The sequence below is a fragment of the Cognataquiflexum nitidum genome (genome assembly GCF_022538055.1).
In the GTDB taxonomy this organism is placed as follows: Bacteria; Bacteroidota; Bacteroidia; order Cytophagales; family Cyclobacteriaceae; genus Cognataquiflexum; species Cognataquiflexum nitidum.
Genome location: NZ_JAKZAM010000010.1, coordinates 18,479 through 42,289, shown reverse-complemented (window position 1 = coordinate 42,289; position 23,811 = coordinate 18,479). Strand labels below are relative to the sequence as shown.

General features: G+C 41.3%; 23 protein-coding genes. 20 read left to right on the top strand and 3 right to left on the bottom strand.

Going from position 1 to position 23,811, the window contains the following annotated elements; translation table 11 throughout:
* Positions 1–669 precede the first annotated feature (669 nt).
* The 12 genes from MMU07_RS08560 to crtD all read left to right on the top strand — a co-directional run bounded on the left by MMU07_RS08560 (position 670) and on the right by crtD (position 13,165).
* A complete protein-coding gene (locus MMU07_RS08560) occupies positions 670–1,239 on the top strand; it encodes a non-canonical purine NTP diphosphatase (protein WP_241125449.1) in 570 nt (189 codons plus the stop codon).
* A 19-nt stretch (positions 1,240–1,258) separates the two neighbouring features.
* A complete protein-coding gene (udk, locus tag MMU07_RS08555) occupies positions 1,259–1,876 on the top strand; it encodes a uridine kinase (RefSeq protein WP_241125448.1) in 618 nt (205 codons plus the stop codon).
* 104 nt (positions 1,877–1,980) lie between these two features.
* A complete protein-coding gene (locus tag MMU07_RS08550; RefSeq protein ID WP_241125447.1) occupies positions 1,981–2,316 on the top strand; it encodes a hypothetical protein in 336 nt (111 codons plus the stop codon).
* 80 nt (positions 2,317–2,396) lie between these two features.
* Positions 2,397–5,366: a protein translocase subunit SecDF gene (gene secDF, locus MMU07_RS08545; RefSeq protein ID WP_241125446.1), complete on the top strand. Its 2,970-nt coding sequence runs from the start codon at positions 2,397–2,399 to the stop codon at positions 5,364–5,366.
* 138 nt (positions 5,367–5,504) lie between these two features.
* Positions 5,505–6,194, top strand: coding sequence for a hypothetical protein (locus MMU07_RS08540; RefSeq protein WP_241125445.1), 690 nt, complete (start codon positions 5,505–5,507; stop codon positions 6,192–6,194).
* A 52-nt stretch (positions 6,195–6,246) separates the two neighbouring features.
* Positions 6,247–6,657 (top strand): hypothetical protein, encoded by a 411-nt coding sequence (locus tag MMU07_RS08535; protein ID WP_241125444.1) that lies wholly within the window; start codon positions 6,247–6,249, stop codon positions 6,655–6,657.
* Positions 6,658–6,663: 6 nt separating this feature from the next.
* Positions 6,664–7,341: a hypothetical protein gene (locus tag MMU07_RS08530; RefSeq protein WP_241125443.1), complete on the top strand. Its 678-nt coding sequence runs from the start codon at positions 6,664–6,666 to the stop codon at positions 7,339–7,341.
* 69 nt (positions 7,342–7,410) lie between these two features.
* Positions 7,411–8,175 (top strand): sensor histidine kinase, encoded by a 765-nt coding sequence (locus MMU07_RS08525; RefSeq protein WP_241125442.1) that lies wholly within the window; start codon positions 7,411–7,413, stop codon positions 8,173–8,175.
* Between the two features lie 28 nt (positions 8,176–8,203).
* Entirely contained in the window at positions 8,204–8,830 is a 627-nt protein-coding gene (locus MMU07_RS08520; protein ID WP_241125441.1) for a response regulator, read from the top strand.
* Positions 8,827–9,870 (top strand): Gfo/Idh/MocA family oxidoreductase, encoded by a 1,044-nt coding sequence (locus tag MMU07_RS08515; RefSeq protein WP_241125440.1) that lies wholly within the window; start codon positions 8,827–8,829, stop codon positions 9,868–9,870. The genes MMU07_RS08520 and MMU07_RS08515 overlap by 4 nt, the downstream gene beginning before the upstream one ends.
* A gap of 62 nt (positions 9,871–9,932) precedes the next feature.
* The gene (locus MMU07_RS08510; RefSeq protein ID WP_241125439.1) at positions 9,933–11,399 is read left to right on the top strand and encodes a glycine--tRNA ligase; all 1,467 of its coding nucleotides are present in this window, start codon (positions 9,933–9,935) and stop codon (positions 11,397–11,399) included.
* A 299-nt stretch (positions 11,400–11,698) separates the two neighbouring features.
* The gene (crtD, locus tag MMU07_RS08505) at positions 11,699–13,165 is read left to right on the top strand and encodes a 1-hydroxycarotenoid 3,4-desaturase CrtD (protein WP_241125438.1); all 1,467 of its coding nucleotides are present in this window, start codon (positions 11,699–11,701) and stop codon (positions 13,163–13,165) included.
* Between the two features lie 208 nt (positions 13,166–13,373).
* Here the strand turns inward: crtD and MMU07_RS08500 are convergent, their stop codons facing one another.
* On the bottom strand, positions 13,374–15,932 hold the full coding sequence (locus MMU07_RS08500) for a M14 family zinc carboxypeptidase (protein WP_241125437.1): 2,559 nt from the start codon (positions 15,930–15,932) through the stop codon (positions 13,374–13,376).
* Between the two features lie 124 nt (positions 15,933–16,056).
* Here MMU07_RS08500 and MMU07_RS08495 point away from each other — a divergent pair, with 124 nt between their 5' ends.
* The 4 genes from MMU07_RS08495 (at position 16,057) to MMU07_RS08480 (ending at position 17,311) form a co-directional block, all read left to right on the top strand.
* Positions 16,057–16,260 carry a PLDc N-terminal domain-containing protein gene (locus tag MMU07_RS08495; protein WP_241125436.1) on the top strand — a complete coding sequence of 68 codons (204 nt, stop codon included), beginning with the start codon at positions 16,057–16,059 and terminating at the stop codon, positions 16,258–16,260.
* Between the two features lie 3 nt (positions 16,261–16,263).
* Positions 16,264–16,440, top strand: coding sequence for a PLDc N-terminal domain-containing protein (locus MMU07_RS08490; RefSeq protein WP_241125435.1), 177 nt, complete (start codon positions 16,264–16,266; stop codon positions 16,438–16,440).
* Positions 16,441–16,529: 89 nt separating this feature from the next.
* Positions 16,530–16,823 (top strand): type II toxin-antitoxin system TacA family antitoxin, encoded by a 294-nt coding sequence (locus tag MMU07_RS08485; RefSeq protein WP_241125434.1) that lies wholly within the window; start codon positions 16,530–16,532, stop codon positions 16,821–16,823.
* The gene (locus MMU07_RS08480) at positions 16,820–17,311 is read left to right on the top strand and encodes a GNAT family N-acetyltransferase (RefSeq protein ID WP_241125433.1); all 492 of its coding nucleotides are present in this window, start codon (positions 16,820–16,822) and stop codon (positions 17,309–17,311) included. The genes MMU07_RS08485 and MMU07_RS08480 overlap by 4 nt, the downstream gene beginning before the upstream one ends.
* Positions 17,312–17,381: 70 nt before the next feature.
* Here MMU07_RS08480 and MMU07_RS08475 read toward each other — a convergent pair whose 3' ends face one another.
* Complete coding sequence (locus MMU07_RS08475) at positions 17,382–18,275, bottom strand: TIGR01777 family oxidoreductase (RefSeq protein ID WP_241125432.1); 894 nt, start codon at positions 18,273–18,275, stop codon at positions 17,382–17,384.
* A 207-nt stretch (positions 18,276–18,482) separates the two neighbouring features.
* Positions 18,483–18,848, bottom strand: coding sequence for a fluoride efflux transporter CrcB (gene crcB / locus MMU07_RS08470; protein WP_241125431.1), 366 nt, complete (start codon positions 18,846–18,848; stop codon positions 18,483–18,485).
* Positions 18,849–19,026: 178 nt separating this feature from the next.
* Between crcB and MMU07_RS08465 the strand changes: the two genes are divergently transcribed.
* The 4 genes from MMU07_RS08465 to MMU07_RS08450 all read left to right on the top strand — a co-directional run bounded on the left by MMU07_RS08465 (position 19,027) and on the right by MMU07_RS08450 (position 23,693).
* On the top strand, positions 19,027–21,834 hold the full coding sequence (locus MMU07_RS08465; RefSeq protein ID WP_241125430.1) for a M16 family metallopeptidase: 2,808 nt from the start codon (positions 19,027–19,029) through the stop codon (positions 21,832–21,834).
* A 41-nt stretch (positions 21,835–21,875) separates the two neighbouring features.
* Positions 21,876–22,499, top strand: a complete 624-nt coding sequence (pnuC, locus tag MMU07_RS08460; protein WP_241125429.1) for a nicotinamide riboside transporter PnuC — start codon at positions 21,876–21,878, stop codon at positions 22,497–22,499.
* Positions 22,492–23,013 carry an AAA family ATPase gene (locus MMU07_RS08455; protein WP_241125428.1) on the top strand — a complete coding sequence of 174 codons (522 nt, stop codon included), beginning with the start codon at positions 22,492–22,494 and terminating at the stop codon, positions 23,011–23,013. The genes pnuC and MMU07_RS08455 overlap by 8 nt, the downstream gene beginning before the upstream one ends.
* Before the next feature lie 161 nt (positions 23,014–23,174).
* Positions 23,175–23,693 (top strand): hypothetical protein, encoded by a 519-nt coding sequence (locus tag MMU07_RS08450; protein WP_241125427.1) that lies wholly within the window; start codon positions 23,175–23,177, stop codon positions 23,691–23,693.
* The last annotated feature ends 118 nt before the right edge of the window (positions 23,694–23,811 follow it).

Here is a 23,811-nt window from a genome sequence, read left to right as displayed (position 1 = left end):
ATAATATATCACGCAGAGAAAAAAAGAATAAAGCCTAAAAGAAATGCAACTGGCGGTCATAGCTGAAGTAAAAAATTTCCGGAATTACCAATCATCTGTGAAAATCTGTGTTCACCAGTGGTAAACATATTTTCTCGCAGACTGCGCAGATGTACGCAGAGCATATTCTTGGCAAGCCATAAAGAAGTATACCTGATTTTTTTCTGCGGAGGTTAGCGAAATCCGCGGGAGTAATTTTTGGATTCTGTTAATCTAAAGCTCCCGCAGACTGCGCAGATGTACGCAGAGCATATTCTTGGCAAGCCATAAAGAAGTATACCTGATTTTTTTCTGCGGAGGTTAGCGAAATCCGCGGGAGTAATTTTTGGATTCTGTTAATCTAAAGCTCCCGCAGACTGCGCAGATGTACGCAGAGCATATTCTTGGCAAGCCATAAAGAAGTATACCTGATTTTTTTCTGCGGAGGTTAGCGAAATCCGCGGGAGTAATTTTTGGATTCTGTTAATCTAAAGCTCCCGCAGACTGCGCAGATGTACGCAGAACTTTTTCTCAGAAAGCTTAATCATGGAATTTCATTTTTTTTATGCGAAGGTCAGCGAGATTTGCGGGAGATATTTTCAGGACGTGGGATTTTACCCTTTTCCAATTATTCTCCCTAATTTCGACCGTATGAAGATCTGTTTTGCCACCAACAACAAAAAGAAAATAGAAGAGGTAAAATCTGCCCTTGGAGATGATTTTACCATAGTATCCTTGGAAGAAATCGGCTGCAGGGAAGAGCTTCCCGAAACCGGCGATACCTTAGAACACAATGCCTTTCAAAAAGCCAGATATGTCAAAGACAACTATGGCGTAGATTGCTTTGCCGATGATACGGGCTTGGAGGTGGAAGCTTTGGACGGAGCTCCAGGCGTTTATTCAGGGAGATTTGCCGGCGGGCCGAGAAGTGATGAGCGGAATGTAGACCTGCTTTTGAGCAAATTGGCAGGAAAGGAAAATAGAAAAGCAAGGTTTCGAACGGTGATTGCACTGATTCTTAATGGCGAAGAGCATGCCTTTGACGGCGTTGCGGAAGGTGAAATCATCCATCAGAGAATAGGTACGGGCGGATTTGGATACGATCCTGTATTTGTACCCAATGGATTCAAAAAAACTTTTGCCGAATTGACCTTGGAAGAAAAAAACGCAATCAGCCACCGTGGTAAGGCTGTAAAAGCTTTGGTCAACTTTCTCAAATAAATTTTTAAATTTGTTCCCCATGAACAAACCATTTATTCTAGGAATTACCGGGGGAAGCGCATCAGGCAAAACTTTATTTTTGGACAAGCTGCTTCATTCATTTGAGCCCGGAGAAGTTTGTTTGATTTCCCAGGACAATTATTACAAGCCAAGACACCTTCAGCCGGTAGACGATAAAGGGATCCATAATTTTGATACACCAGATTCCATAGATTTTGCGCAATACGCAGAAGATATCAAAAAGATCCAAAGTGGAGAGACTGTCTACAGACAGGAATATACTTTCAATAATCCGAATAAAAAACCCAAAACACTCGAATTTGCACCTGCACCCGTGGTCGTAGTGGAAGGGATATTTGTGCTATACTACCCTGAGTTGGCTGATCTGTTGGACCTGAAGGTATTTATTGATGCCAAAGAATACATCAAGCTCAAGCGCCGAATCGTCAGGGACAAGGTGGAGCGTGGCTATGACTTAGATGATGTGCTTTACAGGTATGAGATGCATGTGATGCCTACTTATGAAAAATATATTGAACCGTTCAAAAATGATGCAGACCTGATTATTCCCAACAACAGGAATTTTGATCATGCTTTGGATGTAATCAGGACTTACCTCCGACTCAAAACAAAGTAAACGGTATTCTTTAGGGTCAGATTTTTTTGGGTTAGGCCTTTTGAAATTACAAATCTTTATATATTTGCTCCTCCGTGAGAAAGCAAAGCCAAAATATCGCCTTAATGAGACAGAGAGTTACCATTTTGCTGGTGCTGTTCTTTTGTCTACTGGTGAGCGGAGCTGAATATTTTCCGAAAGGGACAGATCAATCCATTAAAAGCCATAAGGAACAGTCCCAAGATGCGGATTCTCCTTCTGAAAACCAGACTTTTTTAAATGTAGCAGTTGATGCGGTTGTTCCATTTGTAACCGTACTTTCTCAACAGGTATTTTACCTGATTTATGAGAATTTTTCTTTTGAAAAGCCAATTACAAACGGAGCAAGTATTTCATTGCCTTTGAATTTTCCGTATTGGGAAATCCTCCTAGAGAGGATCATTTCCCCCAATGCTCCCTGATATTTTTTCCTTTCTCGAATGCCTGAGCCTGTAATGGCTTTCCCCAAAATCTTGTAATCAAACAATCAAAAATCAATCATATGCGTAACCAAGGAGTCATTGTGTTTCTGACCGTGGTAGTCACAGCTTTGTGTCTGTATTACCTATCATTCACATTCGTATCAAATAACATTCAACAAAAGGCCGTGACATTTGCCACTGATGAATCTGGAAATATGGATTTTGCCAAAAAGCAATCCTACCTCGATTCTATCTACAGGGAGCCGGTGTATAATTTTCTAGGTGCCAAATTCACCTATAAAGAAATCAAAGAAACCGAATTGGGACTCGGCCTTGACTTACAGGGCGGAATGCACGTTACCCTAGAAGTTTCTCCAATCGAAATTCTAAAAGGTCTTTCAGGAAACAGCAAAGATTTGGCTTTCAACGCCGCATTGGAAGAAGCTAGCCAAGCTGCCAAAACCAGCAACAGCAAATTTGTAGACCTTTTTTATACCTCTTGGCAAAATCAGGCACCTAATCAAAAGCTGAGTGCAATATTTGCTACTGCTGCAAATAGGGGTCGTATTTCATTGGAATCTTCTGATTCTGATATACTTCAGATCATCGATACTGAAGTTGAAAATGCAATAGAGCGCTCATTCAATATCCTAAGAACAAGGGTTGACAGGTTTGGAACCTCTCAACCAAATATCCAGAGAATCCAAGGTTCGGGCCGTATACAGATCGAACTTCCGGGTGTCGACAATGCCACAAGGGTGAGAAATCTCCTTCAGGGGGTGGCTAAGCTTCAATTTTGGGAAGTGGCAGAAGTGAATGAGTATTTGTCAGAATTGGAAGCTGCAAACAGTCTTCTGGTAGCGGAAGCTCAAGCTAAAAAGGCCGCTATTCAACCGGAAGGTGCCGAGACTGATTCGGCAAAAGCTGCTGCTGCTTTGTCAGAACTTGAAAAGCAATTGGCAGGAACAGCAGATTCGACGGATTTATCCACTTCTGTGTCCCCGATTTTCTCCTTGACCAAATCCAATCAGGGATTGGTTTATGAAATTAGGGATACTGTAGCGATCAACAGGATCTTTGCAAGAGAAGATGTCAAGTCTGTATTGCCTAGAGACGTAAAATTCTTATGGTCTGTAAAGCCCGAAGTGGCGGACAATCTTGAATTGTTGGAGCTATATGCTATCAAAAAGAGCAGAACAGGTGACCAAGCGCCATTGGAAGGAGATGTGATCACCGATGCGCGTCAGACTTTGGATCAGACTTCCCGCCCTGCAGTAAGCATGCAGATGAATGCTGACGGCGCTAGAAGATGGAGAAAACTGACAGGAGAAAATATTGGTAGAAGAATAGCTGTTGTCTTGGATGATTTCGTGTATACCGCACCAACGGTGCAGGGCGAAATTCCTTCAGGACAGTCGGAAATCACCGGTAACTTCACCATTGAAGAAGCGAAAGATTTGGCAAATATCCTAAAGTCAGGATCACTTCCTGCACCTACCAAAATTGTGGAAGAAGCCATCATCGGTCCTACTTTGGGTAAAGAAGCACAAAGCCAAGGTATCATATCAATGGTTGCAGGCTTGCTTTTGGTAGTCGTTTTCATGGTAGCATATTATGCCAAAGGTGGTTTTGTAGCCATTGCAGCATTGATATTTAACATCTTCTTCATTTTGGGAATTTTGGCCCAGTTGGGAGCGGCTTTGACCTTGCCGGGTATCGCAGGTATCGTGTTGACGATCGGTATGTCTATTGATGCCAACGTCTTGATTTTTGAAAGGATCAAAGAAGAATTGGCAAATGGGAGCGGCTTGATAGCTGCTATCAACGAAGGTTACAGTAAAGCGTTTTCCGCAATTTTGGATTCAAACGTTACCACCTTCCTTGTAGGTGCGATTTTGTATGCCTTGGGACAAGGTCCTGTAAAAGGTTTTGCGATCGTATTGATGATTGGTATTGCATCCTCATTCTTCTCGGCTGTATTTATCACCAGATTGATTGTACACCTCACGAGTAAGAAAGGGGACAGCAGCAGAATTTCCTTCACTTCACCGTTGGCAAAAGGACTGTTGAGAAACCTCAACATTGACTTCATGAGTAAGAGAAAGGTTGCCTACATCTTTTCTACAGGAATAATTGTTGTAGGTCTTGTTATTGCCTTGATCAGTGGACTGAAGTTTGGTGTTGACTTTACAGGTGGTAGGTCATATATCGTGACCTTTGCACAGCCTGTGGTTGCTTCGGAATTGAAAGTAGGTCTTGATGGCGAATTTGATGGTTCGGTGGAAGTCAAATCCTACGGTGCCAGCAATATCATGAAAGTGACTACTTCTTATTTGATCAATGAGGATGACGATGCTTCCAATGCTGAAGTCGAAAGCAAGGTGAAGGAAGGTATTGCAAACATCATGGGATTGACTTATTCTACTGATGCAGCAAATATTCAGGATGGTCAGTTTGTCATCACAGGTTCATCCAAAGTCGGTGCTACTGTTGCAGATGACATCAAAAAATCATCTGCAGAAGCGATGTTCTTTGCATTGGTAGCCATCTTCCTTTATATCCTTTTGAGATTCAGGAAATGGCAGTTTTCCCTGGGAGCCATCATTGCCTTAGCACATGACGTTCTTTTTGTTATAGCCGCTTTTGCTATAGCAAGTGCGTTCGGTGCCACTTTCGAGATCGATCAGGTTTTTATTGCAGCTATGTTGACTGTGGTTGGTTACTCCATCAATGATACAGTGATCATATTTGACCGTATCAGGGAAAATATCGAAATGAGAGGTACCTCCAAGTTGGTGAAGATGTTTAATGATGCCATTAACCAAACCATGGCAAGAACGTTAATTACCTCAGCCACCACTTTGATAGTGGTATTGGTGTTGTTGATATTCGGAGGTGAAGTATTGAGAGGATTCTCCTTTGCTTTGTTTATCGGTGTAATAGTGGGTACTTATTCATCCATTTATATTGCCTCTCCAATCGTAGTCGATTTGATGAAAAAAGAAATCGAAGCCGAAAGCGCTCAAGAAGTTGCTAAAAAGGCGGTTTAATTTTATAATTGCTTCAAAAAAAAGGGGAGTCAGCGCAATCTGACTCCTTTTTTTTTGTGATTTTGCTAAAAAATACCCCAAACACGGGATTTTTTGGTGTTTTGATTCCACTTACTTTTGGACAATAAAATAGTTGAAATGTCAAGTGGGATTTATCTTTTTGTGATCGGATTAAGCCTCGTTTTAACTTTCCTTTCTTTGAGTTTCAAAGCAGAAGGCAAAGTTCAGGGCAAAAAAATCATTTTGGGAATTTTGCTTTTGGTAATGGTTTTTGAATCCTTTGGGGAGTATACCGCCCAAAAGGGAATCAATAATTCATTGCTTTACAATATATGTTGGATATATATTGAATCCTTACTGCTTATTTTGTATTTTCTTCAGTTTGAAAAAAGTAAAACAGCAAAAAAAATCTTCTTTATTATTTTCTCTGTTTTACTAGTTTGGGGTATTTTCAATTCTGTATTTTTTCAGCCCATTTCAACTGTCTTTCAATTCTACTCCTTTTTACCCAATAGCATTTTCATTCTTGTTTTATGTGTCAGGTTCCTTAATAATATACTGAACCTCCTGATTTTTAAAGATTGGAACCTGATAGCCTTACCTCACTTTTGGATCAGTACTGCTATCCTTTTCTTTTATTCCGAAGCGGTCTTGGTTTTTGGGTTCTACCAGTTTTCTCCCCAATTTGTGGTCGACAATGTCTCGGTTATTTTTGGGTTCAACAGATTGATGGCAGGTATGATGTACCTGATTTTTGGGGTTTCATTTTTTCTTCCATCGCTGTTCAAGACAAACTTTACAGAAGGAAATAACATGGCAATGCTATAAAATTTTGCCATTTTTTTTCTTTATTGGATACTGAAACACAAAATCAAGGATTATGACAAAAGAACAGTTGGAAGCCTTTAGATTGGCTTATGCAAAATCAGTCAAAAAATGTGTAAAAGGCAAAAACAAAAACGGGAAAGACATCGATGAACAGTCAGATTGGGTATTTTTTGATAGGAAGTTGATTCAGGAATTACTTGACATGACTGACTCAAAAAGTGGTGGCCTCAAATTGTATTTTGGACAGTATGACAAAGAAAATCTCGATATCCTGCCGATCGACCAAAAGGACAGGGAAGATTATATAGGAAGCATTTCCATCGCCGTCGCTGCAGCAAATAAGACTGAAAATGGGATCATCGACCTAGGGAACGAATCTAAAAATTCTACTGATTTAACCCGTAATTCAGGAGGTTCCCCTAGAAATGGAGGGTTGCTTTGTCCGCCAAATTGTAATCCTTAATTTTTTATGAATTCCATAATTTGGTACCTCCTTATGATTCTTGCAGGGATGCTTTTGAGTATTCCATGTTTTTTTTTGGACCTGAAAGGTTTCAAAAAAGGGCACCGAATAGTTTTTTGTATTTTGGTTTTGGTGTCGATAATAGAGTTTTATGGAGGATATTTAGGCAAACAAGGGATTAGAAATCATTGGGTATATAATATCGGATTTGTCTATGGAGAGACGATTTTAATTTTGATTTACCTTTCTGCGGTTTTGAATGGCCAAAAGAGCAAAGTGATATTGAAGTTGACGGCCTTGTTATTTGGAGTTTTTGGGATTCTCAATTCCCTGTTTTTAAATCCAATAGATCAATTTCATAATTTTAGCCTAACTATTGGAAGCACACTTATCATCCTTGGATGTTTTTATTTTTTCTATGTTGTGATGACGCAGGACACTTATTTAGATGAAAAATTATGGCAGGTTCCTGATTTTTGGGTGGTGTCTTTTTTTCTGCTTTTTTACAGCGCTTCGATGCTGTTTTTTACATTTTTGTACAATATCATAGAATTAGAAGCTGCCATGTGGATGCGGTTAAATTTTGTATTAAAGTTGATAGGAGGGACCATGTATCTGGTTTTTGGATTGGTCTATTATCTACCTGCTTTTTCAAAAAAAACCATCAGGTCAGGAATCACCTGATTTACCTCCTCTAATTTTCCAAACATTTTCTCTTATCTTGGAAAGGACTAATCAATTTTAAAATCACCAATGAAAAACAACGGTTCCGATCTTTTTATAATCGTGCTGTTGGGATTTTTCCTAATGGTGCTAATGGTGTCTTTTATCGTGATCATGGTGATATACCACCGTCAGAGACAGATCAAAAACCAACAGAAAGTCAGGGAAATCCGGGCTGAATATGAAAAAACGGTTTTGAACGTTGAAAAAGAACTCCGTGAAGATATCCTCGCACACGTCGGCAAAGAGTTGCATGACAATGTGGGGCAATTGCTTTCACTTGCCAAAATGAACCTTTCAAGCTCCAAGCCAGAGAAAGTCTCCGAAGGGAAAGTTATGGTCAATGAAATCATCCATGAAGTCAGGATACTTTCCAAATCTCTAAATATTGATTGGGTGGAGGAGATTTCCTTGGAGGAATTTATTCAAAGAGAACTCAATAAACTCGATTCTGCCGATTTCTGCCAAGTCGCTTTTCACCAAACAGGCTATACCCTACAACTCGATAAAGATAAAAAACTAGTGCTTATCCGCATTATCCAAGAATGTCTCAATAACGCTATCAAACATGCGCAACCAAAGCTGATTGAGATTAAAGTCGATTCCAGCCTGGAACAGCCTGTGATTTTGGTAAGGGATGATGGCAAGGGCTTTGAATATAACGGAGAGTCTTCAGGTTTGGGTATTCATAACCTAAGAAGCAGGATGTCAACCATTGGTGGGGAGATGATCCTACATTCTGTTTTGGGCAAAGGGACTGAAATAAAACTCATCTTGCCAAATCAAAATGCTTGATTTATCTTCCCTCTAGATTAATAAAAATATGATCCGGATAGCATTAGCTGATGACCACAAAATGTTTGCCAAGGGAATAGCAAGTCTTTTGGAAGATGATGATGACTTTAGGATTGAAGGAGTGTTTTCCAATGGTATAGAATTGTTGGAATTTTTAAAAAAGCACGAGGTTGACATCATCCTGACTGACATGAATATGCCTTTTTTGGACGGGGTAGGAGTGATTGAATCAGTAAAAAGATTGATTCCAAATTCAAAAATAATTGTCCTGTCCATGTATGACGATGAGGCCATTTTTCTCAAATGTCAAAAATTAGGTGCCGATGCTTACGTTCTAAAAAATGCAGATTCAGACGAATTGATATATACCGTTAAGGAAGTATTTGAAGGAAACCATATCATGAGTTTTCAGAAAGTAATCCAGCAAAATATTGATGAGAGGTATTCGGATTTTTATAAAGAGAAATTCAAACTTTCTAAGCGTGAACTCCAACTAGTAAGAATGATCAAGCGAGGTATGACCAACAAAGACGTGGCTGAAGAACTGCATCTTAGCATCCACACAGTAGAAGCGCACCGCAAAAAAGTCCACGCCAAGCTTGGAGTGAGTTCTGTTGCCGAATTGGTAAAAAAAGCGTTTGAACTTGGCATATGAATAAAATTAGGACTGCTCTAGTCGGCTATGGTTCCGTGGCAGAAAATTTTCACGCTCCCCTTATTTCAGTTTGCAAAGACTTGGAATTGACCGCGGTGGTCGAGAGAAACCAAGAGAAGTCTAAAGTCAAATATCCCCATGTCCGGATTTTCAAAAGTCTGGAGGAATTATTGGCAGCCGATGCCACAGATTTGATCGTGATCCTCACGCCAAATGAATACCATTTTTCACAGGCAAAGTTGGCCTTAGAGGCAGGTAAGCATGTAATCGTGGACAAGCCCGTCACCATCCATTCCCAAGAAGCCGAGGAGTTGAAAGAACTCGCCGATTCCAAAAATTTGATCCTGTCAGTATTCCAAAACCGCAGGTTGGACGGAGATATTCAGACGATAAAAAAAATGCTTCAAGAAGATGTTTTGGGCAGGATCGTCCATTTCGAATCTCACTTCGACAGGTTCCGACCGCTTTTGGTGGACAATTGGAGAGAAAAGGAAGTTCCAGGAAATGGGATTACCTATGACCTCGGGACACATTTGATAGATCAGGCGGTAATGCTTTTTGGTAGGCCTGCTTGGATTTATGCAGAGATTTTGAAGCAAAGAACCGCTGCGGTTGCGGACGATTTTTTTGATATTACCATGATGTATGAGGGACTCAAAGTCAGGTTGACTGCAAGTGTTTTGGCCAATGCCCCGATTCCGAGATTCATGATTTTGGGAGAAAAAGGATCCTATGCCAAATATGGACTGGATGTACAGGAGAAAGCATTCAAATCCGACCAAATCCCTGAAGGGATCAATTGGGGATTGGAAGATGCAGCAGCTTGGGGCAAACTCCACCTCGAAAAAGGAACCATTTCCTATCCAACGGAAAGAGGTGATTACAGGATTTTTTACCAAAATATCGCTGATGCCATCCATGGCAAATCCCTGCCGGAGGTGAAAATACAAGAAGCGATTGATGTATTGAAAATCATTGAAGCAGCTTTTTTGAGTAATAAAGAAGGGCGAAGGATTTACCAAGAGGAAGTTTTTAGGTAATTGAGCTTTTTGTTTTTTGTTCTTTCCCTTGCTATTCAGCCATTTTCTTTAATTTTGCGCCCATGGCAAAAAATGATACCACTGCGGAAAACACGCAATTGAAAGATATAATCGCGCATGCCAAGGAATATGGCTTTGTGTATCCTTCCTCTGAAATATACGATGGCCTTCAGGCCGTCTATGATTATGGGGCCTATGGAGTTGAACTGAAAAATAACCTGAAGCGCCTGTGGTGGGAAACCATGACGCGTCTCAATGAAAACATTGTCGGGATAGATGCAGCGATTTTTATGCATCCCACCACTTGGAAGGCTTCCGGACACGTAGACAGCTTCAACGACCCGATGATCGACAACAAAGACAGCAAGAAGCGGTACCGTGCAGATGTACTTCTCGAAGAACATGCTGCGGTTTTTGAAAGGGCAGGAGACATTGAAAAGGCAAATGGCTTGACCGCTGCTTTGGCAAGATTGCTTGAAGCGGAAGATTTGGATGGAGTGAGAGATCTGATCACTAATGAGGGCATCAAATGCCCGATTAGCGGCACTTCCAATTGGACTGACGTTCGCCAGTTTAACCTGATGTTTTCCACTCAGGTGGGTTCGGTAGCAGAGGATTCCACTACGATTTATTTAAGACCAGAGACGGCACAAGGGATTTTTGTCAATTTCCTGAATGTCCAAAAAACCGCCAGAATGAAGGTTCCTTTCGGAATCGCACAGATCGGAAAGGCTTTCAGAAATGAAATCGTCGCCCGTCAGTTTATATTCCGAATGAGAGAATTTGAACAGATGGAGATGCAGTTTTTTGTCCGTCCCGGTTCCGAATTGGAATGGTATAAAGTATGGGCAGATACGCGGATGAAATGGCATAAGGCTTTGGGTATTCCTGAAGAAAAGCTCAGAAGACATGACCATGAGAAGTTGGCACACTATGCCAATGCCGCCATGGATATCGAATATGAGTTTCCATTTGGATTCAAAGAAGTAGAAGGAATCCATTCCAGAACAGATTTTGACCTGAAAAGCCATCAGGAGTATTCCAAAAAGAAGCAGCAGTACTTTGATCCTGAGATCAACCAAAATTACATTCCTTATGTCATCGAGACTTCGATCGGTGCAGACAGGCTGTTTTTGATGACCTTGTGCAATGCCTTTGTGGACGAACAGTCAGAAGAAAAACAAAGAACTTACCTCAAACTGCACCCTGCCATTGCGCCGGTAAAGGCGGCCATTCTTCCTTTGATCAAAAAGGACGGTTTGCCTGAAAAAGCCAAGGAGATTGTCGAATTGCTGAAGTATGATTTCAACATCATCTATGAAGAAGCTGCTTCCATCGGAAAGCGGTATACAAGACAGGATTTGATCGGTACACCATTCTGTATAGCGGTGGACCATCAGACATTGGAAGACAATATGGTGACTATCCGACACCGCGATACGACCGAACAGGAAAGGGTCTTGATCTCAGACCTGCATGCGAGATTGAGCGAGGCCTGCAGCTTCAGGAGGATTTTTGAGAAAATATAACGTGGATAAACGCTTCTTTGCCAGTGACCCTATTTTCTTCTTGAGTGGGGACGGAAGACGGAAGTCGGAAGACAGATGTACCGGGCATTTCAGTCCGCAGACAAGAATTTAAATGGATATCCAATCTACTGTCATAATTGCGTATATCCATTAAATAAAGAATTGAAGCATATCAAATAGGATCCCTTTGGAAGACAACTTTCAAAGGGATTTTAATTTAAATCCATTCAAATGCCCCATTTCAAATATCCTTTTCAGTTATTTTTTGTTCTTTTACTTTATACATATTTCATTACAAAATGAACAGAACAGCAATCGTCATCGGTTCAGGAATAGCGGGTTTGGCAGCTGCCATCCGCCTCAAAAACAAAGGATTTGAAGTCAATGTCTTCGAAGCCAATTCCTATCCCGGCGGCAAACTTTCAGAAATTATAATCAAAGGCTACCGCTTTGACGCAGGTCCGTCGCTGTTTACACTTCCTGATCAGGTGGAAGAACTGTTTCAAATTTCGGGGAAAGATCCCAAAGCCCACTTTGACTACATCCGACTGCCTGTTGCCTGTCACTATTTTTGGGAAGACGGGACACAGATCAAAGCCTTTGGAGATACCAAAAAATTTGCTGCTGAGGTTGAGTCCAAATTGGGCGAACCGGCACCGCATGTTTTTGAATCGCTTCAAAAATCCGCTTTTATCTACGATCACCTTGCTCCTTTATTTATGCATCAGTCTTTGCACCGATTTGGCACTTGGGCAAATAAAGATGCGATTAAATGCTACTTCAAATTGGGGAAATTGGGGATTTTTTCGACCATGAATAAGGCCAATGAAAAGCAGTTTTCGAACCCGAAAATGGTGCAGCTTTTCAATAGATACGCTACTTACAACGGTTCTAACCCTTATGAAACTCCTGCTACGCTGAATATCATTCCACATTTGGAATTCAATATCGGGGCCTTTTTCCCTACAAAAGGCATGCATGATATTACCCTGAGTTTATACAGACTAGCTTTGAACTTGGGTGTCAAGTTCTATTTTGATTCCAAAGTGGAGGAAGTCATTGTCAAGGACAAAAAAGCCATCGGAATCATCGTTTCCGGTAATTCCCATTTTGCAGATGTCATCGTCAATAATATGGACATGGTCAATGCCTACAAGACCATCCTTAAGAAAGAAAAGCAGCCAACCCGATTGCTCAACCAACCAAAATCAAGTTCGGCGCTGATATTCTATTGGGGAGTCAAAAAGGTTTTTGCGGAACTCGACTTGCACAACATCCTGTTTTCAGAAAATTATAAAGAGGAATTTGACCATATTTTCAATAAAAAGTCCATCTTCCAAGACCCCACAGTCTATATCAACATCACCTCTGTCAACAAGCCTGACGATGCACCCGAAGGATGCATGAATTGGTTTACGATGATCAATGTCCCCAATAACCAAGGGCAGGATTGGGACAAACTCATCCAAGAGTCGAGGAAACACATTATCCAAAAAATCAATAGAGTCCTAAAAACTGATATGGAGCAACTGATTGAAGTGGAGGAAATCCTTGAACCAAGAACGATAGAATCCAAAACATCAAGTGCAAACGGGGCGCTTTATGGTAACAGCTCCAACAACAGATATGCAGCCTTCCTACGACACGCCAATTTCTCTTCGGAGATCAAAAACCTGTATTTCTGTGGTGGCAGCGTACATCCCGGAGGTGGGATTCCCCTCTGTCTGCTTTCTGCCAAGATCATGACTGATATGATTGAGGGATAAAAAAATCCTCCAAGGGTTTTGCACCCTTAGAGGATCACCAACTCCAAAACATGATTAAATGAAATCATACCAGCCGGGAAATTCAGAACTCATCAAGGATTGTTTTCGGACAAATATCCATCAATATCCAATATAAATAAATATCCTATCTAAGAAATGCCGCTGCGATTTGGATTGTTGCAAAACATCAGATAAACAAATTAATAGATTATCTCGCCGTCCCCGACTGAATCGTCTGTCCAAAGAAGATGGCATTCAAAAACAGTTTGTTGGTACCAAACCAAAATCCCCTGAAATTAGGGTTATCCACAAATCCGATCACCCTGCCTCTTCCAACTCCTGATACCCGGATCGCACCGGAATTTCTGATCTGGTTTAAGTTGCTTGGATGGATATATCCGCTTGCTAAAGGATTTGAAGTATAAATCAAGGGATTGGCATAGGCGTTTTCAGCCGGAACCATAAACAGGTTGTCGCCTCTGAAGGTAAACATTTCGGGTTTTTCGTAACCATATCCGATTGGGTGTGTAATGTCAAGATTGACATTGAAAATAGCTCCTCCTGTTACTTTTGCTCCCATGGCCCTTTCAAAATCAGCATATTTTCTTTGCACCACAGTGTCCTTGCCCTCCTCATTTTTAAATTTGAATGTTGCAATTTCATTTTGGCCAAACCAGTTTAAAGCTCTTCCAGTCGCGATGGCAGTTCCTCCGGCCCTCACCCAATCTTTCGTTTTTTCTACACCTGATTTCCCAAGTTGGTTGTAATTGCCGTCAGAGAACACAATGATATTGTACCTGCTCAAATCCGCAGCATTGAAGCGGTCGACAGGCAGAAGGGTTGCAGGCATTTGGAACCTTTGGTCTAACAAGTGCCAGACTTCGCCCGCATCACTGCTGCTGACACCGCCATCTACCAGGATAGCAATCTCCGGCTTTTTGAGGACGTCAATGCTAGGCGAACCGATATTGACACCTCCTGAATAGCCGGAAGTAACAGCATGAATTTCTACACCTGATTCCGCAGCTACCCTGACTAAGTCGTTGTATAACTCTTGGTCTGTGGTGCCTGATTGTCCCTTGCCCACGATGATGCTTCCTCGTTTCATTTTAATGTCCCCAGGCAAAGTAATCTCCTCATGGGCTACTCTTAACAAATATCCTCTATCCATCAGTGCATAGGCTGCTTTTGGAGCATAGTATTCACTCCATCCAAATATGTAGCTATAGGCTCTGGATTGACCTATGACTTTTCCTTTTGCTTTGGGTGAATTTTTTGGAACTTCTTCCACATTGGCAAGATTTAGAATCTTACTACTCAGTGCCATATAATCCAAGTTAAAAGCCATGGGCATGGTCCAGGCAGAAACATCATAGAATAGACTGTCTGCAAAGGAAGTCCTGGTTTCAAACATTGCCTTGATCAACCTATATTGCGGCTGGTTGAGGGGCACGATATATGCTTTTTCTTTTTTGAATTCCACTCCGTTTACAGAAATATCCTCTTTGAGGCTAAAGACATCAATGTCGTGCTGAAGGATCATATCTGCCAAATGGTAGGTTCTTCCGGCATCTTCTTTTGCACTGAAGATATACGCCTTATTGGTATCGGCATCGTATTCTGACTTTGCGTCTCTATAAAAATCCCTGAGGTAAGTATTCAATTCTACCCTCATTTCTCTTGAAGCTTCGAAAGAAGACAAGGTGGCGGTAAACTGGTTTTTGATCGTAAAAGCAAAAGTCAGCGGGCCATAGATGGTTTCCTGCAGATGCCCTCTTGAGCTTGCCTGCTCAAAAAGAATTCCGATCGAACCCTGCACGTCCGGGTAAGTGGATCCTTTACCGTAATAAAAATCATCGAAATCTTCTTGGCTGTAATACAGGGAACCGATTTTGTCGAGATGCTTTGCATGGTATTGACCGATTTTTTCGGTCAGTTCAAAACTCTTTTTTGGGGTCAAAGGATGGTTTCTCGCGGGTACACCCGGCTGAAAGAAAAAGGTGCTGTTGGCGCCCATTTCGTGAAAATCCAGATGGACATTAGGGAGCCATTCCTGCACTTTGGCCACACGGTTTCTTGATTCGGGATGCTGTGCAGGCAACCAATCCCTGTTAAGGTCAAACCAATAGTGGTTGGTACGGCCTCTTGGCCAAGCCTCATTGAGTTCGCGGTTGACAGGATCGCCGTTCATGACGTAGCTTTTGTGGGAGTTGACCCAAGAGGCAAACCTGTTGACACCATCAGGATTTAGTGCCGGGTCCAAAAGAATGACAATATTGTCGAGGTCCGCAGCAATTTCGTTTGCAGCAGCAAAGTGGTAAGCTGCCAAAAGGGAGGCGTTTACCGCACTTGGTTCGTTGCCATGGACAGAATATCCGGCCCACATGACCAAAGGTATTTTGTTGATATCCACGTTGGCGGAAGGGTCACGAAGTTTTTTTCTTTCAGACTTGATCTGTTCCAATTTGCCGTGATTGGCCGGTGAGGTAATGGTCAGGACGATTTGCGGACGCATTTCATATGTTCTTCCTATGACTTCAATGCTTACTCTGTCCGATGCCGCTGCGACTGCCTGCATGTACATGACCACTTGGTCATGGGTGGCATGCCAGTCTCCGACTTCAAACCCAAGAACCTGTTTTGGAGTCGGGATGGCTGGATTATAAGTGTATCCCTGTGGCAGGTAATAACTTAAGCTATTTTGTGCCTGAACAGGTAAGATCAGCCATGCTAGCAAGGCAATCATAAAAATTTTGGTGGTTTTCATGCTACAATAGTTTTTGATTGGGGCTCAATTTTAAGGTAATGTTTTCATAAAAATGAGTAATTTCGTTTAAGAGGTAAAAAAATGATGTACTATGGTGATGTTTATTTTAAATTTTCCAGGTGTTATGATGATTTTCGGGCTTTTGTTTTTCGCATTTTGGCTTTATGCTTTGGTAGATGTGGTGAAGTCAGAATTCAAAGATCCAAATATGAAATTGATCTGGATCATTGTATTGCTTTTTGCCAATCCGATCGGGCCATTTGTTTATTTTGGCCTTGCAAAAAATCAAAAAGGAGGACGTCCTCGCAGCAAATACTTTAACAGATAAAATATGTTTGGACTAGGGTTACTTGGATTGGCGATTTACATCTTCACCATTTATGATGTAGTCAGCAGTAAGTTTGGCGGCAATAACGACAAGCTTGTATGGGTTTTTATAGTGATTTTTCTTCCATTTATTGGAACGATACTTTGGTTTTTGATGGGGAGAAAAACGGCGCGTAGGTAATAGGATAGAGAAAAAGGAATTCATTTTTATTTATAAAAACTCCATATTTGTACGATTAAATACCGTACATTTGTAAAAACGATGATATCATGGAAACACAATTTCCCCTCAATAAAGATGAAAGAATTGAAATTCGTCTATCATCTTCAGACAAGCAAGTATTTATGAAAGCGCAAAAGCTTAGTGGGGATAAGTCATTTAGCAGCTTTATTGTCAGAGTAGTCAAAGAAAAAGCAGAAGAAATTGTTGCAAAAAATGAATCAATAATTGCTAGTGAAAGGGATAAAGAGAAATTTTTTGATGCGGTATTCGGAAACCCCCAACCGAACCAAAAATTAATCGACGCAGCCAATAAGTATAAATCACAAACTGCGCTGTTGTGAGAATTGAATTATTAGAAAAAACCCACAATAGACAGGAATTTAATTGTGAGGAAGCTTCATTGACTGACTATATCAAAAACCAAGTTAGCCAAGATATTCGAAAGCGACTTGCGACTTGTTTCGTTTCTGTCGATGAAGGAGGAAAGGTTTTAGGGTATTATACACTTACAAGTGAAGGTCTTGGAAGAGACCAAATACCGGAAAAATACCTCAAACAAATTCCCAAAAGCTACAATGCACCTGTTATTTTGTTGGGAAGGTTGGCAAGAGATATTTCTCAAAAAGGTACAGGGCTCGGAGAATTTCTGCTCTTAGACGCCTTGTTTCGTAGCTTTGTTTTATCCAACGAGAGTATTGGCGCAATTGCTGTTGTCGTTGATCCTATCAATGAAAAAGCCGTAAATTTTTATTCAAGTTATGGATTTGAACTGCTTTCAGATAGTGGAAAAATGTTTTTGCCAATGAAAGTAATTGAGAAACTTGTGTAAGTAAATCTTTTGATGCCAAAAAACTTATAATCCGGACCTTAGAGTTTCTTTTTTTAGTTAAAATTCCTCCTCACCCAAAAACCCCCTTCATCGCCTCATCCAATTCGGGGTATTTGAATTCAAACCCTGCGGATTGGATTTTTTTAGAGGAGACTTTGTTGCCTCCCAAGACCATCATGGCCATTTCTCCCAAGATCAGCTTTAAGCCAAAACCGGGCACACCAAATCCGATAAAGGGTTTGCCTGCATTCTTCGCAGCAGCTTTGGTGAGTTCCTCATTGGTAGCGGGATTTGGCCCCACAGCGTTATAAGTTCCTGAGATTTTTTCATTTTTGACAGCAAAAGAAAACATCCTTGCCAAGTCATCGATTACGATCCAACTCATCCATTGCTTGCCGCTTCCGAGTGGGGCGGCAATAGGGGGTTTCATCATTTCTTTCAATGCCCCACCTTCTTTGTCAAGCACAATGCCGATACGAAGCAAAACTGTTCTTAAACCCAAATCTTCTATTTTCTTTACTTCATTTTCCCAAGCCACCACGACCTCGGCAAGAAAATCAGTCCCGGGTTTTTCATTTTCAGCCACAGTTTTGTCTCCTGTATCAAAACCGTAAAAGCCGACTGCCGAGGCAGAGAAAAAAGCTTCAGGTTTATTTTTCGCGTTTTTTATCGCTTCATAAAGTAGGGCAGAAGATTGCGTCCTGCTTTCCAAAATAGCTTTTTTTCTTTCCTCCGTCCATCTTTTTTCGGCAACTCCTTCTCCAGCAAGGTGGATAATCCCATCCGCCCATTCGATGGCAGCCTTGTCGATGGTGTTTTTATCTATGTCCCAAGCAAAAGATTTTTGGGTGTTTTTCTTCGGATTCCTACTTAGCCAGGCGACAGCGAGACCTTCCGATTCCAATAGTTGGGTGATTTTTTTCCCAACCAAACCCGAACCACCTGTGATCAATATATTTTTCATGTTTCTTTTTCTCTAGATAATAAACCAATTGAAGGGCTTTTGTTTTAATGAATATGATATTCATTTGAATGCTTCTTGATGAGAAACCTGACTTAGAACCTGAATTTTTTGTACCAAACCAAACATCTGTCATCCGTCATCGGTCATTATTAACACCAATTACCAAGAGACTCATTTTATCCTTAAGAGCATCCCATCAATAAATGCTCATCTTGTAATTGCATATCCCAAAAACACAGCCAATATTCCAATAACCACGCTTCCAAGAATATAAGTCAAAGCGGTGATGTAATTTCCTGCCTGAAGCAAATTCAGGTTTTCAGAAGAGAAAGTTGAAAATGTCGTAAACCCACCACAAAACCCGGTGATCAACAGCAAAGACCAATGGCTTGGGATATGTTCATTTTTGGCAAAATAACCCATCAATAGACCTATCAGGAGGCAACCAATGATGTTTGCTGAAAAAGTAGCGAAAGGAATTTCTGCAGAAAATCTCGCCGTCCATACTTTGATCAGGTATCGGAATATGCTCCCGACGCCGCCGCCGATGCCTACCAAAATGATTTGTTTCATGAATTCAAATTTGTGTGAATGTTGATTTTTGGAATGTAAAAACCTGCATGGAATTAAAATTAGAGAAATTAAATGGAACAAAACCTAAAAATGCCACTGTGCTTATTAAGTTCATGAAACATTTTCCCGAAATTTTGACTTGATTTATAGTCCAATAGCCAAAAATCCAACATCAAAGATGAAGTTCAAAAATATATACCAGTTACTCTTATTCTTTTTTTTACCCTTTTCCTCACTTTTTGCACAGAATAACTTTGACCAAAAAGTACCCCTCGATCCAAGAGTGAAGGTAGGGAAACTAGAAAATGGCCTGACCTACTACATCCAACAAAACCCAAAGCCTGAAAACAAAGTGGAGCTTCGGCTTGCAGTCAATGCAGGCTCTATCCTGGAAGATGATGACCAATTAGGCTTGGCACATTTTACCGAGCACATGGCCTTCAACGGAACGAAGAACTTTGAGAAAAATGAATTGGTATCTTACCTCCAATCGATTGGGATTCAATTTGGAGGGGACCTGAATGCCTACACGGGATTTGATGAGACGGTATATATACTGCCTATTCCATCTGATGATGAAGAAACACTGAGGAATGGTTTTTTGGTTTTGAGTGATTGGGCAGGGGGAATTCTGATGAATGAGGAGGATATCGACAGCGAGCGAAGCATCATCGTCGAGGAGTGGCGCACGGGGCAGGGGTATACCCAAAGGATGCGCGACCAATATTTTCCGGTCATTTTCCACGAGAGTCGCTATGCAGAAAGACTGCCAATCGGGAAAATGGAAATCGTCCAAAATTTCGAATATGAAACGATCAGAAGGTTTTACAGAGATTGGTACAGGCCAGACAACATGGCCGTAGTGGCTGTCGGCGATGTGGCTCCGGAAAAATTGGAAGCTTTGATTTTGGAATATTTTGGAAAACTGGAAAACCCTGCCGATCCTAAAGAAAGAAAGCTTTTTGAAGTTCCCGAGCACAAGGAGACCTTCGTCAGTATCGTGACCGACAAGGAAGCTCCGGGAATCCAAATCCAACTCTTTTATAAGCATAAAGCCCTTCCAACCCAAACCAAAGAAGATTACCGCAATTTTTTGTTGCGCACATTTTATGGAGGAATGCTGACACAAAGATTGGATGAAATCCGTCAAAAGCCAGATGCGCCTTTCATTTTTGCAGGAACAGGATATGGGAATTTTGTCCGTGACCTCGATTACTTTTCAGCTTCGGGTGTGGTGGCCACAGGAAAGATAGAAGCAGGCATCCAATCCCTGATTGTAGAAAATGAGCGGGTGGCACAGTTTGGATTTACCCAAGCCGAACTCGACCGAGTGAAGCGCGCCGTACTCAACAATGCCGAGAGGTCTTTCAAAGAAATGGACAAAGCAGAATCCCGATCCATCGTCAACCGCTATGTCAATCATTTTCTTGAGGGAGGTTTTGCAGATGGGGAAGCTTGGAAATATGAGTTTTACAAAGAGATCATCCCAAATATCTCGCTGGAAGAAATCAATGCACTTGCCAAGCAATTGGTCAGGGACGAAAACCGTGTAATCGTTATCACAGCACCGGATTCAGAAATGGAAAACCTGCCGTCGGAGGAAGCTGTTTTGGCACTTTTCGATGCAGTAGACCAAATGAAGATTGAACCCTACCAAGAAAAATTATTTGCTGACAAGCTGATTCAAAACCTGCCACAGCCCGGGAAAATCAAAGAAAGCAAGCATGTAGCTTCCATCGACATCCATGAAATCCTGCTTTCCAATGGCGTAAAGGTTTTTGTCAAATCCACTGATTTTAAGAATGACGAGATCCTGTTTTCTGCCACCGGAAAAGGGGGCGTTTCTTTGTATGGAGAAGAAGACCACTATACGGCCAATTATGCCGGAGTATTGATCAATGTGATGGGAATCGGGGATTTTTCGCCATCGGACCTAAGAAAAGTTTTGGCAGGAAAAACCGTTTCCGTCACCCCAAATATTGGTTTGTATTCTCAGAATATAGCCGGTTCCTTTTCACCAAAGGAAATGGAAACGGCCATGCAATTGATTCATTTGAATTTTACCGCCCCGCGAAAAGACCAAGAACTCTTTGAGGTCTACATCACCAACCAAAAGACCCAATTGGCAAGTGCACAGGCGAATCCTGATTACCAGTTTTCAAAGCAGGTAAATAAAATTTTGGCAGATGGACATCCCCGGGCTGCCGGGATTTTTGATCCTGAGGATTTGGATAAAATTGACTTGGACAGGGGTTTGGAAATGTATGCCGAAAGGTTTTCCAATGCTGCAAATTTCGAGTTTTTCTTCACAGGCAATATTGACTTGGAGACTTTCAAACCATTGTTGGAACAATATATCGGCAGCCTTCCTTCCAATCCTGATTCTCTTGATACATACAGGGATTTGGGGATCCGCACGCCAAATGATAGGTCTGAAAGTATCCATGTCGGCACAGATGAAAAGTCTCAAGTCATCATGCTTTTCACCGGGGAGACGGATTACGATCGAAAGAAAGCTGCGGATCTTATTTACCTTGGAGAAATACTGACCATCAAGCTGATCGAATCCCTCCGCGAGCAAATAGGCGGAGTGTATGGGGTAGGTGCCAATGGGAGCATGGGAATCTTCCCGGTGGGGAATTTTTCTTTTTCGATCGGTTTTCCCTGCAGTCCTGATATGGTAGACAACCTCATCGAAGCAGCATGGGCAGAAGTCAGAAAGATCCAGGAAAACGGGCCGACAGACGAAGACCTGAACAAAGTCAAGGAGAAAAGAAGGATATCATTGGAAGAAAATCTCAAGCGAAATAACTATTGGCTTGGACAGCTTTCTGCGGTGAGAACTTTCAATTTATCTTGGGAAGCACTGTTGGACGGGCAAAAAGCCATTGAATCCATGACCAAGGAAAGGATCCAAAAAGCAGCACAGGAGTTTTTGACAAAAGAAAACCTGTTGGAGATCAAGAAATTTCCTGAGGTGAAATAAACTACTTGGTCTCTTTATCTTTTTATACCTTAATTCGCTTTATGGATTTACAATGGATTTGGGAAGGAATGAAGGAGGGAGTCGCGCAGATGACCTGGCTGGAGGCTTTTGCAGTATTTTTTGGGATTGCGAGTGTGTATTATTCCATCAAAAAAAACATCCTTGTTTTCCCCACGGGCATGGTCAGCACGATCATCTATGTCTATATCTGCCTGAAATATAAACTGTATGCAGACATGGGGATCAATGCCTATTACTTTGCCATGTCGATCTACGGTTGGTATCTCTGGAGCAGACCTACGGATGGCAAGGAACAATTACCCGTCACTTGGCTGAACAGAAGCGGAATCATACAATCCGTGTTACTGTTTTTCGGATCATACGCAGTACTTTTTTTGGTTTTGACAAATCTCACGGATAGCGATGTGCCCGCTTGGGATTCCTTTACCACAGCTTCGGCCTTTGTAGGCATGTGGCTGATGGCCAAAAAAAAAGTAGAAAACTGGATTGCCTGGATCATCACGGACATAGTTTCGGTGCCTTTGTATTTTTACAAAGGACTGATGTTGACCTCTTTTCAGTTTTTGTTTTTCACTGTTTTGGCTGTCCTCGGTTTGATTGCCTGGGTCAAATCTGCCAAAGTTGAAAGGAAAAAATATGCTTAAAAAAGTGGTCATCATCGGTCCTGAATCCACAGGAAAAAGTACCTTGGCTGAAAACCTTGCAGGGTATTTTGGCTGCCTTTGGGTTCCCGAATTTGCAAGAGAATACCTTGAAAAACTGGGCCGACCCTATACCTATGATGATTTGCTTAGAATCGCCAAAGGCCAGGTTGATCTTGAAAATGAGTTGACATTAAAATCCAAAGAGCTTTTGGTATGTGATACCGACCTGAATGTGATTAAAGTCTGGAGTAAGCATAAATACGCCAAGGTCCATCCATGGATTGAAAATCAGATCAAGACTCGCAAATACGATTTATACCTTTTTACAGACATCGATATTCCTTGGCAGGATGACCCGCAGCGGGAGCATCCTGATCCGACCATGAGGAAATATTTCTTTGACCTTTACCAAAAAATCCTTCATGAATCAGGGGTACATTTTGCTCTCGTTTCCGGAAATGAGGAAGAAAGGAAGCAACTTTCTATAGACTTGATCCAAGAAAAATTGATTTGAGTCAGAATCAAAAAATTGAGTGAGACATTATTTTTTCAAAGGATGATTTTTATCAGGATAATATGGTAATTTATGGAATAGTTTTGAAGACATTAACTGTTACAAAACCTTATTTAACGGGCAACTACTCTTTTTTTCAACAATATCTTTAAAAATCCAAAATGAAAAAAACCATCATATTGATCTTTGCCTTGGGATTGATTTTTTCCACCCAAGTTTTTTCACAGGACAAACCCAATCCTACCGAACCTTCAAGATTGACGGGTTACTTTAGTGTGCTCAACCCCTTGGTCAAATTCAGTGGCGGGGAGACCAGCAATAATTTTAGTGATGGCTACGTGATAGGATTTCCGTCGGGATTTGTACTGATGGGAAAAAACAACAAGGCCGGATTTATCTTTGAATTGGTTCCAATAATCCAGTTTAGCGAGGGATCAAGCAGAATGGCAAATCTGGTTTTCAATCCCGGTGTTCAGTTTCACTATCCAAAAGGATGGAACTTCAATGCCTTGTTGTCGTTTGAATCTTCAGGAAGGTATGGCTTTACACCCGTAATCAGCAAAACAATCAAAACAGGCCAGTTTAGCAGTTGGTTTGTGACAGTGCCAATGCCGGTCAGGTTTGGAAATGATGATCCCAGTTCACTCGAGTTTGCTTTGCAGTTGGGCGTTGCCTTTTAAAAGTTGTTAAAATTCCATTTCAATTGACCATTTGTCAATGAAAATAAAAAAGCTAGTTTAAATTGACTACCTTTATGAATAACTTGCAGACATTCACCTAGTTCGTTTCAAGAAGCAA

Excerpts from the sequence above, each read along its gene's own strand:
- MMU07_RS08510 (WP_241125439.1), top strand. The coding sequence starts at position 9,933 with ATGGCAAAAAATGATACCACTGCGGAAAACACGCAATTGAAAGATATA.
- MMU07_RS08490 (WP_241125435.1), top strand. The coding sequence starts at position 16,264 with ATGTTTGGACTAGGGTTACTTGGATTGGCGATTTACATCTTCACCATT.
- MMU07_RS08450 (WP_241125427.1), top strand. The coding sequence starts at position 23,175 with ATGAAAAAAACCATCATATTGATCTTTGCCTTGGGATTGATTTTTTCC.
- MMU07_RS08515 (WP_241125440.1), top strand. The coding sequence starts at position 8,827 with ATGAATAAAATTAGGACTGCTCTAGTCGGCTATGGTTCCGTGGCAGAA.
- MMU07_RS08540 (WP_241125445.1), top strand. The coding sequence starts at position 5,505 with ATGTCAAGTGGGATTTATCTTTTTGTGATCGGATTAAGCCTCGTTTTA.
- pnuC (WP_241125429.1), top strand. The coding sequence starts at position 21,876 with ATGGATTTACAATGGATTTGGGAAGGAATGAAGGAGGGAGTCGCGCAG.
- MMU07_RS08520 (WP_241125441.1), top strand. The coding sequence starts at position 8,204 with ATGATCCGGATAGCATTAGCTGATGACCACAAAATGTTTGCCAAGGGA.
- MMU07_RS08500 (WP_241125437.1), bottom strand. The coding sequence starts at position 15,932 with ATGAAAACCACCAAAATTTTTATGATTGCCTTGCTAGCATGGCTGATC.
- MMU07_RS08525 (WP_241125442.1), top strand. The coding sequence starts at position 7,411 with ATGAAAAACAACGGTTCCGATCTTTTTATAATCGTGCTGTTGGGATTT.
- MMU07_RS08495 (WP_241125436.1), top strand. The coding sequence starts at position 16,057 with ATGATGATTTTCGGGCTTTTGTTTTTCGCATTTTGGCTTTATGCTTTG.
- crcB (WP_241125431.1), bottom strand. The coding sequence starts at position 18,848 with ATGAAACAAATCATTTTGGTAGGCATCGGCGGCGGCGTCGGGAGCATA.
- MMU07_RS08475 (WP_241125432.1), bottom strand. The coding sequence starts at position 18,275 with ATGAAAAATATATTGATCACAGGTGGTTCGGGTTTGGTTGGGAAAAAA.
- MMU07_RS08465 (WP_241125430.1), top strand. The coding sequence starts at position 19,027 with ATGAAGTTCAAAAATATATACCAGTTACTCTTATTCTTTTTTTTACCC.
- secDF (WP_241125446.1), top strand. The coding sequence starts at position 2,397 with ATGCGTAACCAAGGAGTCATTGTGTTTCTGACCGTGGTAGTCACAGCT.
- udk (WP_241125448.1), top strand. The coding sequence starts at position 1,259 with ATGAACAAACCATTTATTCTAGGAATTACCGGGGGAAGCGCATCAGGC.
- MMU07_RS08455 (WP_241125428.1), top strand. The coding sequence starts at position 22,492 with ATGCTTAAAAAAGTGGTCATCATCGGTCCTGAATCCACAGGAAAAAGT.
- MMU07_RS08550 (WP_241125447.1), top strand. The coding sequence starts at position 1,981 with ATGAGACAGAGAGTTACCATTTTGCTGGTGCTGTTCTTTTGTCTACTG.
- MMU07_RS08535 (WP_241125444.1), top strand. The coding sequence starts at position 6,247 with ATGACAAAAGAACAGTTGGAAGCCTTTAGATTGGCTTATGCAAAATCA.
- MMU07_RS08560 (WP_241125449.1), top strand. The coding sequence starts at position 670 with ATGAAGATCTGTTTTGCCACCAACAACAAAAAGAAAATAGAAGAGGTA.
- crtD (WP_241125438.1), top strand. The coding sequence starts at position 11,699 with ATGAACAGAACAGCAATCGTCATCGGTTCAGGAATAGCGGGTTTGGCA.
- MMU07_RS08530 (WP_241125443.1), top strand. The coding sequence starts at position 6,664 with ATGAATTCCATAATTTGGTACCTCCTTATGATTCTTGCAGGGATGCTT.
- MMU07_RS08485 (WP_241125434.1), top strand. The coding sequence starts at position 16,530 with ATGGAAACACAATTTCCCCTCAATAAAGATGAAAGAATTGAAATTCGT.